Annotated in this window: 21 protein-coding genes, 2 tRNA genes and 1 pseudogene; 12 read left to right on the top strand and 12 right to left on the bottom strand. The window is 40.3% G+C overall.

Going from position 1 to position 17140, the window contains the following annotated elements; genetic code table 11:
• Positions 1-89: 89 nt before the first annotated feature.
• A complete protein-coding gene (locus Q4B79_RS03715) occupies positions 90-551 on the bottom strand; it encodes a DUF4124 domain-containing protein (RefSeq protein WP_303085085.1) in 462 nt (153 codons plus the stop codon).
• A gap of 573 nt (positions 552-1124) precedes the next feature.
• Here Q4B79_RS03715 and Q4B79_RS03710 point away from each other — a divergent pair.
• The 8 genes from Q4B79_RS03710 (at position 1125) to rpiA (ending at position 6907) form a co-directional block, all read left to right on the top strand.
• A complete protein-coding gene (locus Q4B79_RS03710; RefSeq protein WP_303085159.1) occupies positions 1125-2843 on the top strand; it encodes an acetolactate synthase 3 large subunit in 1719 nt (572 codons plus the stop codon).
• Positions 2843-3355 carry an acetolactate synthase small subunit gene (gene ilvN, locus Q4B79_RS03705; protein ID WP_303085084.1) on the top strand — a complete coding sequence of 171 codons (513 nt, stop codon included), beginning with the start codon at positions 2843-2845 and terminating at the stop codon, positions 3353-3355. Before Q4B79_RS03710 ends, ilvN begins: the two co-directional genes overlap by 1 nt.
• Before the next feature lie 15 nt (positions 3356-3370).
• On the top strand, positions 3371-3904 hold the full coding sequence (locus tag Q4B79_RS03700; RefSeq protein WP_303085083.1) for a hypothetical protein: 534 nt from the start codon (positions 3371-3373) through the stop codon (positions 3902-3904).
• Positions 3905-3966: 62 nt separating this feature from the next.
• A complete protein-coding gene (locus Q4B79_RS03695) occupies positions 3967-4098 on the top strand; it encodes a hypothetical protein (RefSeq protein ID WP_303085082.1) in 132 nt (43 codons plus the stop codon).
• Between the two features lie 32 nt (positions 4099-4130).
• Entirely contained in the window at positions 4131-4373 is a 243-nt protein-coding gene (locus tag Q4B79_RS03690) for a hypothetical protein (protein WP_303085081.1), read from the top strand.
• Complete coding sequence (locus Q4B79_RS03685) at positions 4360-4743, top strand: PIN domain-containing protein (protein WP_303085080.1); 384 nt, start codon at positions 4360-4362, stop codon at positions 4741-4743. The genes Q4B79_RS03690 and Q4B79_RS03685 overlap by 14 nt, the downstream gene beginning before the upstream one ends.
• A gap of 52 nt (positions 4744-4795) precedes the next feature.
• Positions 4796-5818 (top strand): ketol-acid reductoisomerase, encoded by a 1023-nt coding sequence (gene ilvC, locus Q4B79_RS03680; RefSeq protein WP_303085079.1) that lies wholly within the window; start codon positions 4796-4798, stop codon positions 5816-5818.
• A 426-nt stretch (positions 5819-6244) separates the two neighbouring features.
• Positions 6245-6907: a ribose-5-phosphate isomerase RpiA gene (gene rpiA / locus Q4B79_RS03675; protein WP_303085078.1), complete on the top strand. Its 663-nt coding sequence runs from the start codon at positions 6245-6247 to the stop codon at positions 6905-6907.
• A 50-nt stretch (positions 6908-6957) separates the two neighbouring features.
• Here the strand turns inward: rpiA and Q4B79_RS03670 are convergent, their stop codons facing one another.
• On the bottom strand, positions 6958-7341 hold the full coding sequence (locus tag Q4B79_RS03670) for a hypothetical protein (RefSeq protein ID WP_303085077.1): 384 nt from the start codon (positions 7339-7341) through the stop codon (positions 6958-6960).
• 408 nt (positions 7342-7749) lie between these two features.
• Between Q4B79_RS03670 and Q4B79_RS03665 the strand changes: the two genes are divergently transcribed.
• Together Q4B79_RS03665 and Q4B79_RS03660 are read left to right on the top strand one after the other, a co-directional pair.
• Positions 7750-7825 (top strand) — tRNA-Gly (locus Q4B79_RS03665).
• Positions 7826-8131: 306 nt separating this feature from the next.
• Positions 8132-8208: transfer RNA gene (locus tag Q4B79_RS03660), tRNA-Ile, on the top strand.
• 141 nt (positions 8209-8349) lie between these two features.
• Here Q4B79_RS03660 and Q4B79_RS03655 read toward each other — a convergent pair.
• Genes Q4B79_RS03655 through Q4B79_RS03640 form a run of 4 tightly spaced genes read right to left on the bottom strand, consistent with a single transcriptional unit; the run spans position 8350 to position 9235 of the window.
• Complete coding sequence (locus Q4B79_RS03655) at positions 8350-8691, bottom strand: hypothetical protein (protein WP_303085076.1); 342 nt, start codon at positions 8689-8691, stop codon at positions 8350-8352.
• Positions 8636-8764 (bottom strand): hypothetical protein, encoded by a 129-nt coding sequence (locus Q4B79_RS03650; RefSeq protein WP_303085075.1) that lies wholly within the window; start codon positions 8762-8764, stop codon positions 8636-8638. Before Q4B79_RS03650 ends, Q4B79_RS03655 begins: the two co-directional genes overlap by 56 nt.
• Positions 8765-8796: 32 nt before the next feature.
• Positions 8797-9021, bottom strand: a complete 225-nt coding sequence (locus Q4B79_RS03645; RefSeq protein ID WP_303085074.1) for a hypothetical protein — start codon at positions 9019-9021, stop codon at positions 8797-8799.
• A 25-nt stretch (positions 9022-9046) separates the two neighbouring features.
• On the bottom strand, positions 9047-9235 hold the full coding sequence (locus Q4B79_RS03640) for a hypothetical protein (RefSeq protein ID WP_303085073.1): 189 nt from the start codon (positions 9233-9235) through the stop codon (positions 9047-9049).
• 222 nt (positions 9236-9457) lie between these two features.
• Here Q4B79_RS03640 and Q4B79_RS03635 point away from each other — a divergent pair, with 222 nt between their 5' ends.
• A complete protein-coding gene (locus Q4B79_RS03635) occupies positions 9458-10474 on the top strand; it encodes a DNA cytosine methyltransferase (RefSeq protein WP_303085072.1) in 1017 nt (338 codons plus the stop codon).
• Here the strand turns inward: Q4B79_RS03635 and Q4B79_RS03630 are convergent.
• Both Q4B79_RS03630 and Q4B79_RS03625 read right to left on the bottom strand, forming a co-directional pair.
• Positions 10446-12419, bottom strand: coding sequence for an ATP-binding protein (locus tag Q4B79_RS03630; RefSeq protein ID WP_303085071.1), 1974 nt, complete (start codon positions 12417-12419; stop codon positions 10446-10448). The genes Q4B79_RS03635 and Q4B79_RS03630 overlap by 29 nt on opposite strands.
• A gap of 69 nt (positions 12420-12488) precedes the next feature.
• Positions 12489-13160, bottom strand: a complete 672-nt coding sequence (locus tag Q4B79_RS03625; protein ID WP_303085070.1) for a LexA family transcriptional regulator — start codon at positions 13158-13160, stop codon at positions 12489-12491.
• Positions 13161-13320: 160 nt separating this feature from the next.
• On the opposite strand from Q4B79_RS03625, the pseudogene Q4B79_RS09635 reads away from it, so the two are divergent.
• A pseudogene (locus tag Q4B79_RS09635) lies at positions 13321-13455 on the top strand (Mor transcription activator family protein); the annotation flags it as partial.
• A gap of 176 nt (positions 13456-13631) precedes the next feature.
• On the opposite strand, the gene Q4B79_RS03620 reads toward Q4B79_RS09635, so the two are convergent.
• The 4 genes from Q4B79_RS03620 to Q4B79_RS03605 form a co-directional block, all read right to left on the bottom strand.
• The gene (locus Q4B79_RS03620; protein WP_303085069.1) at positions 13632-14867 is read right to left on the bottom strand and encodes an integrase arm-type DNA-binding domain-containing protein; all 1236 of its coding nucleotides are present in this window, start codon (positions 14865-14867) and stop codon (positions 13632-13634) included.
• A 428-nt stretch (positions 14868-15295) separates the two neighbouring features.
• Positions 15296-15508, bottom strand: a complete 213-nt coding sequence (locus tag Q4B79_RS03615) for a cold-shock protein (RefSeq protein ID WP_303085068.1) — start codon at positions 15506-15508, stop codon at positions 15296-15298.
• A 243-nt stretch (positions 15509-15751) separates the two neighbouring features.
• A complete protein-coding gene (locus tag Q4B79_RS03610; RefSeq protein ID WP_303085067.1) occupies positions 15752-16192 on the bottom strand; it encodes a hypothetical protein in 441 nt (146 codons plus the stop codon).
• Positions 16193-16915: 723 nt separating this feature from the next.
• The gene (locus Q4B79_RS03605; protein WP_303085066.1) at positions 16916-17047 is read right to left on the bottom strand and encodes a hypothetical protein; all 132 of its coding nucleotides are present in this window, start codon (positions 17045-17047) and stop codon (positions 16916-16918) included.
• Between the last annotated feature and the right edge of the window lie 93 nt (positions 17048-17140).

The raw sequence follows: 17140 nt of genomic DNA, 5'->3' as shown, positions 1-17140 counted from the left end.
GTGGTTTTTTTGTGAGTGTTTGATGTGTAGGTATTGACTTTAACTAAAAAAGCCTAACACGTGGTGCTAGGCTGTGCTTGAAGGGTGGGTTATACACCGCTACAATACTGAGAAATCATTTGCTCATGACGTTGGCGACGTGAACTAATTTCTTGGTCATTAAGATAGACTTTTTCGCCTTGTGCGTTGGTCTCAAAGATGCGACCGCCGATAGAAAGATTGGCAAGGTTGCTACGTAGAGACTGGCAACGACTAGCAAGCTCTTGTTGTTTAAGGGCTTCATTTTCTTTTTTGAGGTTGGCGTTTTCTTGTGCTTCAGGGCTAGGCGTTGGAGCTTGTTCAGCTGCTGGTGCACCCATTTGCCCTAAGTCGGTAGTGCGACCATCGCTACGCATTTCTAGCACTTGAAAATTGCTGGTATCTTTGGGTTGCATTTGGCTGTAACGCACCTCGCCATGTTTGCCAACGCTTTTGTAAACAGTAGTGCTAGCAGCATGAGCTGTCATGGCAGCGGTGGCAATCACAAGGGCGGTTAGTGTCTGAAATTTCATGGATAAATCCTTAAAGTTCGGATTGCAAAATCATAAGAAAAATTTTCCGATAATATTGCAACAAAATGACGATAAAATCAAGACCGATTAGGTAAATAAATGCGGTATTTGTCGCTTTTTGAATTGTTTTTTTAGAATTTTAAAAAAAATACACGATTTTTCAAAAAAATATTGGCAAATGGGAAATTTTAGGGTAATATAAGCGGAATTATTTTTTTAATAACTAATTTCGTTATTATTTGTATTGCTTATAAAAATTAGTTATAACAAGTCGGCGTAGCTATTTATCAAAAGTTGCGTTTGTTAATCAAAAACTGATAAATTACCGTTTGTTGGATATTTTGTTTAACATTGCTTTGGACTTATCGGTTCGCAAGACGAGAAAATTTTCCTTTCTTTAGCCATGATTGGCATTCTTTGCGTACATTTGTTCACTTCATCGCTTTTGTCATTGACTTTTGTATTAGCCACGTCTTTTTGGTCATTTGTCCCTAAGGATAAAAAGGATTCACCATGACGTACGAAACATTCCACAATAACCAAGAACGCTTAGCACGTGGCGAGACGGTCGCCATGAGTGGTGGTGAGCTTTTGGTGCAAGCCCTTGTTGATGAGGGTGTTACCCATATTTTTGGCTACCCTGGCGGAGCGGTGCTACACATTTATGACGCTCTATTTAAACAAGATAAAATCGAACACGTCCTCGTCCGCCACGAACAAGCCGCAGGACACATGGCGGATGCTTATAGCCGTGTAACAGGGCGTACAGGCGTGGTGCTGGCAACCTCAGGACCAGGCGTAACCAACACCGTAACCGCCATTGCCACTGCCTTTATGGATAGTATTCCGATGGTGGTACTGGCAGGACAAGTACCCAGCACGCTGATTGGCGATGATGCTTTCCAAGAGTGCGACATGGTGGGTATCTCTCGCCCCATCGTCAAGCATAGCTTTGTGGTCAGAGACCCCAAAGACATTCCTACCATTGTCAAAAAAGCCTTTTATATCGCAAGCTCTGGCAGACCCGGCCCTGTGGTGATTGACATTCCTAAGGACATGACCAATCCTGCTGACAAATTTGACTATTTTATGCCAAGCGAAGTCAGCATTCGTTCCTATCAGCCCACTTCTCGTGGACATGGCGGTCAAATCAAAAAAGCGGTTGAAGTGCTTCTATCCGCCAAACGTCCCGTACTTTACTCAGGCGGTGGCGTGGTGCAAGGCGGTGCGTCCGATGAACTGCGTGAGCTTGCCAATTTATTAAAATTACCCGTAACCAACACACTCATGGGGCTTGGGGCGTACCCTGCGACAAGCGAGCAGTTTGTGGGCATGCTTGGTATGCACGGCACTTATGAGGCTAACATGACCATGCACCATGCCGATGTTATCCTAGCGGTGGGAGCAAGATTTGACGACCGTGTTACCAACAACGTCAAAAAATTCTGCCCCAATGCGACCATTATCCACATTGACATTGACCCAACCAGCATTTCAAAAACCATTACCGCTCACATTCCGATTGTGGGTGATGTCAAACCTGTTTTGACCGAAATGGTAAACATCATCAAATCAAGCGATAAACGCCTAGACGAACACGCCCTAAATGACTGGTGGGCACAAATCAATGAATGGCGTAAACGTCATGGCTTGCGTTATGGCAATGACACGGATGCAGAGATTCACGCCATTATGCCACAACGAGTGGTGGAGACGCTTTATAAGCTCACGGACGGCAAGGCGATTATCACCTCTGATGTCGGTCAGCACCAAATGTTTGCGGCGTTGTATTACAAATATGATGAACCTCGCCAATGGCTAAACTCTGGCGGTCTAGGTACGATGGGTGTGGGTCTGCCTTATGCGATGGCAGCAAAACTGGCTTACCCTGAGCGGACGGTGGTGTGTATCACAGGCGAGGGGTCTATTCAGATGAATATCCAAGAACTGTCCACTTGTTTGCAATATAATTTGCCTGTGAAGATTTTGAATTTAAACAACGCCCAGCTTGGCATGGTCAAACAATGGCAGGACATGCTGTACGAAGGTCGTCATGCTCAAAGTTATATGAAATCGTTGCCTGATTTTGTCAAATTGGCAGAAAGTTATGGGCATAAAGGCGTCAAAATCACCAATCCTGCCACCATGGAGCAAGAACTCAAAGAAGCCCTAGAAATGGACGGTTTGGTATTCATTGATGTCTATGTGGACAAGGCGGAGCATGTCTATCCGATGCAAGTGGCGGGGCAGTCCATGCGTGATATGTGGTTATCAAAAGGGGAGCGTACCTAATGGCACAAGTACAAAAACATCTGATTTCTGTTCTTATGGAAAACGAAGCGGGTTCGCTGTCTCGTGTGGTGGGACTGTTCTCTCAGCGTGGTTATAACATTGACACGCTCAATGTGGCAGCAACCGAAGACCCAACATTGTCTCGCTTGACCTTGACCACGATTACCACCGCTGATAAGATTGAACAAATCACCAAACAGCTCCATAAACTTATCGACGTGGTCAAAGTCCAAAACCTATCTGAGGTCTCAAACGGCAACCAAATCGAGCGTGAACTCATGCTCATCAAGGTGCGAGCCACAGGAGCGTATCGTGAGGAGGTCTATCGCATTGCCGATATTTTCCGTGCTCAAATCGTGGATGTTAGTCCCAACCTCTATACCATTCTTATCACAGGGGACGCAGGTAAGCTTGACGGCTTTATTGAAGTCATCGGACGAGATAAAATCCTAGAAGTGGTACGCTCTGGCGTGATTGGCATTGCAAGGGGCGAGCGGACGCTTTCTTTGTAAGTTAGGAAAATCGCAATGTTTAAAAATTCGCCCATTCCGACTTTGACCAAGCAGAGCATTTGTCAAGATTTTATGGCTATCAATGAGCAAATAAAAAATGATGGCAAAACGCTGTTGGCTTTTTATGTTCAATTTGTTGATGATTATTATGCAGTGGCGAATTTTGCCATTACCAAAGAGGATTTTGCTAATTGCAATGACAATCAAAGCATATTGGATGCGGTATGGTCTGGGCGTTGTGAACTTTATGATTCACCGCTTGATGGTGTAGGACTTCATCAAGCGGTTAGCAGTATGACAATGGGTGTGGACGATTATGAGATTTATAATCAAATCCGCCACGAGTTTGAGATTTGTGTTATTAATACTTTAAAAGAATGCGATAAAGACGGCATATTTGGCAATCGTAAAGAGAATGGTATTTTGTTATTTGCTTATTATGCGGATGATTATGATGGTAGTGGTACTGGGTCATTACTTGACCGTTCGGCAAATGCACTAAACCCAAGTGAAAGAATCAAAGAAATTTTTCATTGGTGTGAAGTGTAATACAATAAGAGAAGTTTTGGTTTTTATTAGTTGTTAAACTTGGCTCATTTAAGGGGTAAAAAATGATAACCCAAACTATCAGCCTAGATTTTAAAGTAGCAGGGCAAGATGCGTATTGGTTATTGGAATTTTGTCAAAAAAATAATACCGAACCACAAGCAATTTTTGACCGATTGTTAAGTGGTTTTCATTAGTAACTTGTTGATATTATATAAAGAGATTGCAAATGATTGTAGAATTGGCAAGTCTACCACTTGCGGTGCAGACTTATATTCAAAATGAGCAAAAAGTACAGCTTGTTGTGCGAGGCGAACAGGTGCATTTAACGCCCTTACATCAATTTGCGTCAAAACCAATTAAAAAATCCGATTACGCAGGCGGGCTTGCCGAATTTGCCAATCCTGCATTAATCCCCCTAGAAGACCAAGCGGTAGAAATGGCAATTAAGGCAAAATATGGTATTGATTGATACAAACATCGTGCTTAGGTTTTTATTACAAGATCACGAAACATTAAGTCAAAAAGCCAAAGATGTTATTGATAATCATCAAGTAATGTGTTTAAATGCAATCACTTATGAAGTCATACATGTACTGCAAAGTGTTTATCACATTGACCGTTTACGCATTGCTGATAAATTGTTAATATTATTTGAAAATAATATCATTGAAAGTGAAAATAATCCAGTAACCATAAAAGCCTTAACTATTTTTAAAGAAACTTCAATGGATTTTATGGATTGTTTGTTGATTGCTTATCATATTATTGATAATGATACCATTTATTCTTTTGATAAAAAAGTCAATAATTATCTAAAAAGAATCAATGGTGAAATTTAATTCAACCCCGCCCCTGATATTTATCTATGGGCATTATTTTAAGGAAACCCTTATGAGTTTAAATGTGTATTATGACAAAGATTGTGATTTGTCTATCATTCAAGGCAAAAAAGTTGCCATCATCGGTTACGGTTCACAAGGTCATGCTCATGCCTTGAACCTAAAAGATTCTGGCGTTGATGTTACTGTGGGCTTGCGTGAAGGCTCTGCCTCTTGGAAAAAAGCCGAAAACGCAGGTCTTAAAGTTGCCGAAACTGCGGACGCGGTCAAAGGTGCTGACCTTGTGATGATTTTGACCCCTGATGAGTTCCAAAAACAACTTTACACCAATGTCATCGAGCCAAACATCAAACAAGGTGCGACCCTTGCTTTTGCTCATGGCTTTGCCATTCACTACAACCAAGTTGTGCCAAGAGCTGACCTTGATGTGATTATGGTAGCTCCAAAAGCCCCTGGTCATACTGTGCGTTCAGAGTTTGTGAACGGTGGCGGTATCCCTGACCTTATCGCCGTATATCAAGACGCATCTGGTCAAGCCAAACAAGTTGCCCTATCTTACGCTTCAGGCGTGGGCGGTGGTCGCTCTGGTATCATCGAAACTACTTTCAAAGATGAAACTGAAACTGACCTATTTGGCGAACAAGCAGTTCTTTGTGGTGGTGCGGTTGAGCTGGTTAAAATGGGGTTTGAAACCCTAGTCGAAGCAGGCTATGCCCCAGAAATGGCATACTTTGAGTGCTTGCATGAGCTAAAACTCATCGTAGATTTGATGTATCAAGGCGGTATCGCTGACATGAACTACTCAATCTCTAACAACGCTGAGTATGGCGAGTATGTCACTGGTCTAGAAGTCATCAACGATAAATCTCGTGAAGCCATGCGTAATGCGTTGAAGCGTATCCAATCAGGCGAATACGCCAAGATGTTTATCAATGAGGGTCAGCTAAACTATCCTTCAATGACTGCCCGTCGCCGTCAAACTGCCGAGCATGAAATTGAGAAAACTGGTGCGAAACTTCGTGCGATGATGCCTTGGATTAGTGCCAGCAAAATCATCGACAAAGAGAAAAACTAATTTTCTTTTTGAAAAACAGCCGTCCCCGATTGGGCGGTTGTTTTTTTACCTTTTTACCTGCCACAATCCAAAGAATGTAAAACAATCGTCATGAGTCGTTGTCATTTCTTTGTTGTTTAATTTAAGTTGAGCAAATCTTGTGGTTTGTTTCATGATTTTATAAAAAAACAGGCAAATGATGATTTTTTTTCAAAGATGACATATTGCCTTTGATGGGCATAAACTCTGGGTATGGATGGTGGTTACTGGGTGCCTGCACCTAGATTTACCCTGTGTCATCATTGTCAAAACAATGCTCGTATTCTCATGTAATTTCTCAAATGCAAATTTCTGCATCGTATTGCAAACTCATCAATTTACAAAGGTTTATTTTTTTGTTAATTTAACGTAAAATTAGCACCAACATTTTATATTTGTGAGAACATCATGACTACCGACCCCAAACTTCTCCAAAAACAAGCCGCTGCCAAAGCTGCTCTCGCTTATATCGAAGATGGCATCATCTTGGGCGTGGGTACAGGCAGTACAGTAAACTGTCTAATTGAATTGTTGCCGCAAGTCCGCCTAAAAGGAGCGGTATCTAGTTCAAAGGCGAGCGAGGATAGACTTCGTGCTTTAGGCATTGAAATTTTTGATTTAAATAATGTTGGTACGCTTGATTTGTATATTGATGGCGCTGATGAGATTGATGGTGGCGGCAATATGATTAAGGGTGGTGGTGGTGCTTTGACACGTGAAAAAATCGTTGCGGCTGCCTCCAAGCAGTTTATTTGTATGGTTGATGACTCAAAAGTTGTCTCCAAGCTTGGTAAATTCCCTGTGGCGATAGAGGTACTGCCTCAAGCACGTTCTTATGTTGCACGTGAACTTGTTAAGCTTGGTGGGGAACCTGTGTATCGTGAGGGTTTTGTTACAGATTATGGTAATGTGATTTTGGATACATATGATTTAGACGTCACAAATCCTCATGATCTTGAAAGCACTCTTAATAATATCGTGGGCGTGGTATGCAATGGCATTTTTGCTAATCAATCTGCCACCATCATGCTCAATGCTGGTAGTGATGGTGTTAGCACGGTCAAGTTTTGAACAAACAAAAACACCATTGTTGCCAATGGTGTTTGGTATCACAAAATCCCTTAGATTTTGCCCACAGCTTCACTTACGCACGCATTTAGAGTTTTGGTTACTGCGCCACCAACAATCTGAGTGCGTGAGCTTGGATCGATTGCTACCTGCCCCAATTCCACCAATGTAATGCTTTGTGGTGCTTTTTCGCTGACACAGCCACACACCTTGTTTTCTAGGGAGGTTTTTTGGGCATCTGTCATGATGAGCGATGCAGTTTTGTATAGGTTGTTATTGTTTAATTCGCTACGACATTGGGTGTCTACGGCTGTCTTAAAGATATTCATGCCTACATTTGTGGCGGTACCAACAGCTGTTGTGCTATCTGTAGCGGTTGTAGCACAACCTGTCAAAATCATGGTGCTTGCCAATGCACCTAGCAGTAATTTTCTCATAAAAACCTCGTCTAATAATAAAGTTGATCGTTTATTATACCACAAAATTGTATGGTTAAGCCGATGTTAACCATCAAAGTTTGTCCGATGTTTGGCGGTAATATGCTCTTATTGCTATTGTCTGCTTTGATAGAGATCCACTTGATGTATCTCATCATGCATGTCTACAAGAAGTTAATTTATCTAAGCCATTTCATGTGCTATACATCAGCTTTTTTATAAAATGCAGGTCAATTTAAAATCTAGCACATTTCTTTTTTTGCGCCATTAAGTGGAGCATCAAAAAGTATACGGAGTCTATAATTTTTGCGCCAGTCATCATATATTTTTTTAAAAAACGCTTGACATATGCCGATAATCTTGTATAATAAGCACCCATAAGCAGAAATAACCTAATTCTGCTAGTTAGCGGGAATAGCTCAGTTGGTAGAGCACAACCTTGCCAAGGTTGGGGTCGCGAGTTCGAATCTCGTTTCCCGCTCCAAATTTTAAAAGATCCAAATCGTATGGTTTGGATCTTTTTGTTCACAGTCAGAAATATGAAAAATCCACCATTCGCTACAAAAAAATGACGGGTTTCAAGAAATAGCCCAATGAAATTTTGTGAGTTTGCTTCTTTGATTTTTGTTTGTCATGGTGTATAATAGCGACCTATTGTGGCGGCTAGCAATGTATTGCAAGATCTTAAAATAGTTTGTTACATGCTCATCAAAAAAGATTTGCAATAGTTTTGCAGATATTGTACAATGAGACTGCTTAGTAAGTTGTTGTGTTTATTAAGTATTTTTAAGGGCTCATAGCTCAGTTGGTTAGAGCAGAGGACTCATAATCCTTTGGTCGCAGGTTCAAGTCCTGCTGGGCCTACCAAATTAAAATAAGTAAAATCAAGGCTTTAAGAGATTAGAACCTTGATTTTTTTGTGTTTAAAAATAACCAAAAATAAAATAATAACCAAATAATAACCAACGTTCAAATAAAAAGCCCAAGCATAAACTTGGGCTAATTTTTTTACTCGCCTAACAATTGCCTGATGTCTTTAACCGCCCAAAAGGGCTTACCGTTAATCATGCGTGTTTGGATAGGTCCATTGCTTTGGCTGTGCCAATTTCTCAAAGTGGCAGGCTTGTAACCTAGCATACTGCTTGCCATGATGTGATTAACGTGTGATACACCAGCGTGTATGGCGGTGTGTAGTAGCTTAATGCCGTCATACTGCAATACATCATAAGCATATCTTAATAATTCATGCCCACGCTTGTTTGACTTTTTTAGGTCGCTGATATTGATGTCTGTTTCAATGGTGGGATACGCCCCAGTATGCCTGTGTGATTTTGGCGGGGTAGAACTCATGGGCGGTCATTCTGCCCGAGCTATTGGCTTTGACTGCTGAGCCATCATCACGGTTAAAAAAATAAGTATTCATGTTTGCTCCTAAGGGGTTTGAAAAATGGGTTGTCAGTGTCTTTTGTTGAGATAAAACTTGCCGTCTTTTTCGTCTGCCACGCCTGCCAGTATACGCTTGGCAGTTTTGGCGGACATACCAACGGTTGTCTGTATAACTGGCAGAGTGAGACCCTGCGGATTGGTGGAAAGTAGTTTTGTTGTCAGACGGCGACAATCGCTTAACTCTTTGGCGTTTTGGGCTTGGCGGTACTCTTTAACAGTTTGAGGCATAAGCATGGGTTTCTCCTTGCGAATATAGGGTTTATTGCCATTTGCTATTATCACAGCGGATGTCGTAGCCATCTGCTTGCCATGATAGGCATTTTTGATAATCAGCGCGAGCTTGACGCTCTAAACCCTTAGTACACGCCACGGGGAGCAGAGCAAGCGTGATGACAACAAAGATTTTTAAGAAAAAATCAACTTTAGTGACTTGGTGAGATTGAGTCATAAGGGTTTCCTGTTTGGGTTTGCGTATATGTTCGCATATTCAAACAAAAAAATCAAGTATAATTGTTCGTATATTAGAATTTTTTATGATAAAATATTTTCCCAATAAAAAACCGCCCTTGCGGACGGCTCTTCAAACATTTTGTTTGCACAGTTAAAAAACTCGGTTTTTTTAGGTAAAAAGTAGTATTATATATACCTATTGATTTTTTGAAGTGATGATATGCAAATAGAGGCAGTAGATTTGTTCTGTGGTGTTGGTGGCCTGACAGCAGGACTATTAAAATCAGGTATAAAGGTAAAGGCAGGTTATGACATAGAGTCCGCTTGTCGCTTTGGCTATGAGTACAATAACAATGCAACCTTCGTTCATAAAGATGTTAAAGATGTAACAGCTGACGAGATAAATAGTTGGTATTCACGGGGTGCTGTTCGCTTATTAGCTGGATGTGCGCCATGCCAGCCTTTTTCAACTTATAACAATGGTCGTGATACTACGGTGGATGAAAAATACCCCTTATTACACCATTTTTCTCGATTAATTAGGGATGTCTTACCTGAATTGGTAACTATGGAAAATGTCCCCAGTGTCATCAAACATCAAGTTTATCATGATTTCGTTTCTGGATTGAAATCATTAGGTTATATGGTATCAGCTCAAACAGTAGAGTGTGTCAAATATGGCATACCACAGCGTCGCAAGCGTCATGTCTTATTGGCAAGTCGTATCGGTGAAGTCAGTCTTATCCCACCCACTCATCAAATCCCCGTAACAGTGAAAGATGCTATTTCGCATCTATCAGCCATAGAAGCTGGCGAGACTTGTATTACTGATCCTTTGCATTTTAGTGCTAAACTTAGTGATTTAAATATGCAAAGAATTAAGGCATCTAGGCAGGGTGGTACTTGGCGAGACTGGCCTGAGGAGCTGATTGCTGATTGTCATAAAAAAACATCTGGAAAGACATATGGGAATGTTTATGGTCGTATGTCTTGGGATCAGCCTGCACCAACCATGACAACCTTGTGCACAGGGTATGGCAATGGTCGTTTTGGACATCCTGAGCAGGATAGAGCGATTTCTTTAAGGGAGGCAGCCATATTCCAAACCTTTCCTGATGATTATAAGTTTGCTGAGAATATCAATAAGACGTCCATATCTAAAATGATAGGAAATGCCGTGCCTGTTCGACTAGGTGAAGTTGTAGGGCTTAGCTTAAAGATTCAATTAGATTCTTGATTTTATCAAGCTCTTTGGTTGATTCTAAAAAGTCAGCATAGGCAGCCTTGGCTTTTGTGAGCATTTCATCATAAGTGGATACCCTGCCTTTAATCCCATTAAATATGTCTTCAACCTCCTTTTGACTACGATCAAATCTTTCACCAATCAAAAATATCACAGATATTCTATCTTTATCAGTAAAATTAGGATCCGTTTGATTTAAGCATTTAAATAGTGCGTCTCGATATTTCGAACCCTGCTCCAAGAGTTTGAATATTTCCAGTTTGTAGCTCAACTTGGGTCTTTTTAGCTCAATGATGATATGTTCACCACCCAGAGTTCTATAAGTCAAATCTAGCCTCCCACGTCTTTCATCCTCTGATAGCAAGTCTTTGATATCTGGATGTTCTTTAAACATTCGATGTACACTTGTTTCTTTATATGCTGTTGTGGAAACCCTCTCCCAAGTCGGATCAATTAGCCATAGATGTTCATGAATAAAATCACGGATGCTGTTCTCGTAGTCATTTTCTTTAATTTTATCTTGAATCAAATTAATGGTATTGAGTCTTGATTTTACCACATTATGATAAAGAGAAATTTCATAAGAATCATAACTACTGAATATCTTAATCAGTTCAGCAGGACTTGAGTTGATGGCAGTATTAAACTCATGCACGCTACCTTCTAGTTTTAAGCGTTCAAATGCCAATACCGTGCTTCTAAACAGCTCTTTTCTGTCATCCTCTTTATCGCTATTAATACTGAGATGAGAAACTGTTGATAATAATTCCTCAGCTTGCTTTCTATGAGCCTCTGGCAATTCTTGAATCCAATCATTTAGAAGGGGATAGCGTTTAACTGATTCTTGAACATCATATTTTTTTCTCTCTTTGCTCCATATACTAAACATCTGATTGATGAGAGACTTAATAAATTCTACCAATGCCATATAACGTGGGTCATCCTCGCGGACACGCTGACGGTCACTGGTTGCCAAATCATCGTCATCGTCATCGTCCAAAAAATCAGCCTGAACAACACCGGTGATGTAGCTTTTAATTAAACGATTCTCAGAGATTTTATCTAAAATGTTTTCTTGAAAGATGCGTCCGCGAGATAAAATGGATATACCATTAATATTACCCATGTCACTACTATCTAAGTCTTTAGGTTTATATGCTGTACCAATCCACCCAGAAAATGAGTAATTTTTATTTTCATAGGTATGTTGATTTGTTGGAAAGTCAAATTTCTGGGTTTCCTCCAAGAATGTATGTTGTTTGCTATTGGGTAGCCGCCAAACAAACTGCAAATTGCGATAATCATCTCGGTCTAAGTGACTGATTTTTTCATCATTAACATAAACATCAAATTTATCCTGCCCTCCAATAACCGAGAAGCGTCTTGCAATACGTTTCTTCATTGCTGAGATAGATTGATTGACACGGCTACTTAACAATTCGGTCAAGACAAAAGTGGTGCCATGAGTTAGTCCTGCATTATCACCTGCCATTTCTTCCGATGGGTGATAAGGCGTGCTAGATGCGATACACTCTTTTAATTTATTAATATCAATGGATAGAGCATGACTATCTTGCCCTTCTTGTTTGGATGTAATGACAATATGTTTAGCTATTGAAAATAAGGCAAGCTTACCAATTCCTTTTCTTCCCATTACAGGTCGCCCATTTGGGCTTTTTGCTTGTTCAGTACGTCTTTTATATGCTACTTTTAGAAACTTATTGTTTAGGTCATCTACAGACATGCCATGCCCATCATCTGCAATGGTTATCTGGGTTTGATCATCATTAATTGTGATTCTGACTTCAGTGGCATCTGCATCCCAAGCGTTTGCAATAAGTTCTGTCAGTGCAGCTGCAGTATTGCTATATAAATTCAGTCCTAGATGCTCAACTGCTGCCAAATCAACGGTAAAAGTATAAGCGGGCTCTTTATTCATTGTTACTCCATAAAAATCAAACCATTAGTTTTCGTCATTTATCTTTTTTAAGCTATTACCTAAATTAAGTCACTTTAATGTTCGGCGATGTTCAATCACCACGCCTGCCACATGAAATTGCACTTTTCGGCTATCAATTGGGGTGTAAAAACTATTTAGGGCAATAAGCTGTACATAGTCGCCATCATTATCATCATGACAAGCCTTATAGCGTTTAAACGTCGAGTCGCCATCATCTAAATTTGCCACCACATAATCGCCTGCCCTTGCCTGTCTGCCTGCGTCTACTAATATCAAATCACCTTTATTAAAATCAGGTTCCATGCTGTCACCATATACCTCAAGCCAGTAGCAATCATCACTGGCTCTTTCTTGGTCATAAGAGATATAAGTATCATGGGTCAAATCGCCTGTGTTTTTAAACTCGCCTGCTGGCACACGAGCAAGTAAAGGAGCGTAACGTACTTCTTTTCGTGACTTTGTCATAGCTGGTCTGATATTTCCAATAGCTTGCTTGGTTTTGTCAATAGCATGGGTGTTGTTCTTGCCCACGACAAGCCATTCCATATTGCACTTTAATGCGTCAGCAAGACTTGCAATATATTTACTGGACGGCTCTGTTTTGCCATCAAGCCAACTTGATATCGTCGCCTTGCCTGCACCTGTAGCTCTATGTATATCAGCTTGTGATATATCATGCTCAGTCATTTGTTGTCTGATTCTATCAGCGATTGTTTGCATATTAACTCCCATTTGTTTGTATATTAAAACACAAGACCTTGACAAATTCCCAAACAATATGTTCTAATATACGAACTTTTACGAATTGAAAAACGAACATGACATTTAAAGAATTAAAAGACTATTTTGATGGTAAAAATTACAGAGATATTGGGAAGCGTTCAACGGCAACAATCATTTTGAGCTGGTACAGAAGTTTAATCTGTCTTTACCTTACATTTACGAAATCCTAGCCCGTATGCGAAAACAATACCAAGACCGCTCCCAGCCTGACCTTTTTGCCCAGTCCGCCTAAATCCCATCAAAAACAAAAAGGCTTTGATAAATTCAAGTTTGACACTCAAAATCATCAAAGCCTTTTTCATTGCACATTATGCAATATCACTTCAAATCCTATCCTAACTTGCCCCAGTTGTTCCCACCATTTCCCACATTTATCCTGCCTGTCTTGGTTAATTATCTAGATTGTGTTTAAACTACCGACATGTCCACGCCCGCTTCGCTCAAAATAAACTGCTCAATAATGATGTGCCAATGTCTTAAAAGGTCAATGGGGCGGTCTTTGTAGTGTTTTTCATCTGTAGCAGATGGTCGGTGTCCCATTATCTGCTTAACCACGCCGTGCGGTACGCCCACCCACTCGGATAGATTGCTAAAAGACTTTCTCATTGCTTTTGGGGGCAGGCGGGGTAGTCCTGCGTCCAAAATGGCGGTACGGTAAGTTTTGCCAAGCTCGGTATGGCCATCATTTTTATCAGTAGCAAAAATATAATCGCTATGTTTGGGCATTTGCTTGATAAGATATTCGGTGTAGGGCGTCAGTGGAATTGTGCGTTCCCATTGGTCTACTTTATCAATAATGGTTATTGTTTTCCAGTCAAAATCCACATTTTCCCATTTTAGTGATAGCATTTCGTTGGGGCGTGAGCCATTTAATAACATACAAATTAACACGGTGGCGTGTGTAGGGTGGATTTGTTCAAGCGTTTTAAACCATAGGGGCAATTGTGAGCGTTGTAGGCTGTGTTTGTGCCTACCTGTCTTCGCTACCGCATTTGAGACGATTTTGGCGGTGGCGGATTTGGTAGGGATAATGTCTTTATAAGTTTCTCGCTCGTTCGCCCAATTTACAAATGCACGGTAAATGCGGTAGGCGATTGCCATACGTGTTTTGCGGGTCTGGTTCTCGTGTCTTATCCATCGTTCTACCAGGTCGGGCGTAAGCTCAGATAAGGGCGTGTGCCAAATATACGCTAAACAGCCGTCTTTGTAGGGTTTATCTGACATATAGGGCTTAGCACTATTGATGTGGTCTTTTATGTAGTTTTCTGACCAATCGCCCTTTTTTGTGTTAAAATAATCGGTAAAGGCTTGCCCAAAGGTAATGCTGTTTTTGGTTTTGATTTGTTCAAATTCAGCGTTTTTGGCAAGTTGCTCGGCTTTTTGACGGCTTGGGTCAATACCTGCGGTCATCTGCTTGCTAATCTCGCTTGCTTTGTCTATGGCATCTTGATAGCTCATTAGGGGGTATTTGCCAAGCGTGATACGTTTTTGTTTGCCACCCACACGTCCCTGATAGACAAATGATTTTGCACCCTTTGGCGACACAAGCACGCCAAGCCCTGTGTATTTTTCGTCCCAAACAAGGTATTGTTTTTCGGTTGGTTCTAGCTTGTCAATTTTGGCGGTGGTAAGTTTGGTTTTCATAGGCTGCTCCAAAAATAATAACCATATAATAACCAAATATGATGTAAATTGCCATAAGCTAAGTGATACTATTTTTGCCAATATGTAATTAAGTTATTGATTTTATTTACATAAATAATAAATAAATGATAGTGGCGTAACCTAAATGATATGATTTGTGGCGTACTCATAATCCTTTGGTCGCAGGTTCAAGTCCTGCTGGGCCTACCACTTAAAATAAAATCAAGGACTTACGTAGAATAAGTCCTTGATTTTATTTATCAAATTTCAAGCCATTGAGTGAGATTTACTCATCATTGGACCATCTACTTAACAATAGCTAAATATCCCTATCATCTTTCAAACTTAATCTGCCATCAATCAGATATTATTGTTTAATAAATAAAAAAGCACCCAAAATGAGTGCTTTACACATCAAGTTATTGAAATTAGATGCTTTCAATCTCTTCGGCTTGTGGGCCTTTTTTGCCTTCACTTAGAATGAAGGCAACTTTTTGACCCTCTTTTAGCGTTTTAAAGCCAGTACCTGTAATGGCACTATAATGAGCAAAAACGTCTTGACCGCCAGCGTCTTGAGCGATAAAACCAAAACCTTTAGAGTCGTTGAACCACTTAACGGTACCAGTAACTTTGTTTGACATGGGAGATTTCCTGTGTGAATTGAAAAATGGCAAAATGCCGTAACATATTTATGTTGTCAAAACGTGCAAAAAGCATGACAAGCGTCCATTTCCAATACAATAAACCATGTTCAAAGATTGTTCTAACGCACCAAATGGTGATAACGCAACTAACGAGTTTTGCAAAAACTGACTGCAAAGCCATAAATACTGTCAAACAAGTATAACAAACTTTTGACAAAAAAGGAATTTATTTTGTAAAAATTACAAAAAAGACAAATCGGTGTAGGGACGTGCCAACATCGCCACACAAAACAGCCCAAACACAAGGGCGAACGACTGCGTATAGGTCAGGTATTTGGCAGGTAGGACGATGTCTTTGGGGTCGTCTGGCAAATCATCGCCCATAAGACGCATGCCCTGAAACCAGCTCAACAGCGAATACACACCATAGACCACAGGCACGCTGATGAGACTCCCTTTAAATTCCAAAAAGTACAACGCCACGCCCGAGATGATGAACCATGACGATGTCAAAATGCTGACGATAGCAAAGGTTGGACTTTCAGGCAACTTGCCACCGTTGTGGCGAATCCAAGCTGACTCCACCCACGTCAAAACTGCAATCACCAAACTTGCCAACACATATAAAATGGACAAATCAGAAAGACTGTTTAAAAAATGCAGAAGGTTGTGCGTTATCATGCGTGGACTACAAAATAAGTAAATGGGCAATTATACTCTGATTGGGGCGTGGTGGCAAGGTGTGAATTTTAAATGATTGGGTTGTACCAAACCTTGACGGCGTTCTTTATGCGGTCAAAAACGTGTTAGAAATAACTTATTTGCTTTTGTATTAAAAATGGATAAATCTGTTTTTTTCTTCTTATTTTTAATGGCAAATACAAAAATTCATACACCCCAGTATTCAAATCTTTATTATAATACAAAAAATCGCCACCTATGAAATATCTTTATTATTCTATGCTAATTTAACCTTAAACCCTATCATCTTACCATCACCACCTTATTCACCTGAGTTAAACCCTGAGTGAGGATAAGCAAATGTCTGGGGGCATTTGCTCGAAGTGCAAGGCGAAGGCTATGCCTGAGCGAGTAAACTTGTGCAACCATTAAGAAATGGCTTGGAGGTCATTTGTCAAAGTTTGAGAGTATTGAACAGGGGTTGATGGGGTATTTTGGGGTTAAATGAGTATATTTTATCATTAATTTGTTCTTTATTATTGCTAAGTTGCTATGATTATTAATACGATTGGCAATATCCATTGTGTCATGAGCCAATCAGTCAGAGCTATTTACCTGATGATTTTTGGGTTATTTGTATGGATTGGAGCGTATAAATTTAGATGATATCAATGCTACTTCAAAAATATATTTATGCAGATGGAGTTATCACTTTATTAAAAACTATGGATTGGTTGCCAAATAAAATGCCATTGCTACACCATTATTAATGATGTGCATCAATGTGGCTGTGATAAGTCCATATTTGATACGCACAAAACAAAATAACAATGCCATGCCAAATATCAATGCCATGCCAACTCAGTCGTATTGTAAATGTTCTAGGGTGAATATTATGCTACTGATGAGCGTTGCCATAAGTGTGTTTTTCTTGATGTGCACATGACC

The organism is Moraxella sp., from assembly GCF_030525845.1.
In the GTDB taxonomy this organism is placed as follows: domain Bacteria; phylum Pseudomonadota; class Gammaproteobacteria; order Pseudomonadales; family Moraxellaceae; genus Moraxella.
Note: the sequence above shows the minus strand (reverse complement) of the source record. Positions and strands in the feature narration are given on the sequence as shown.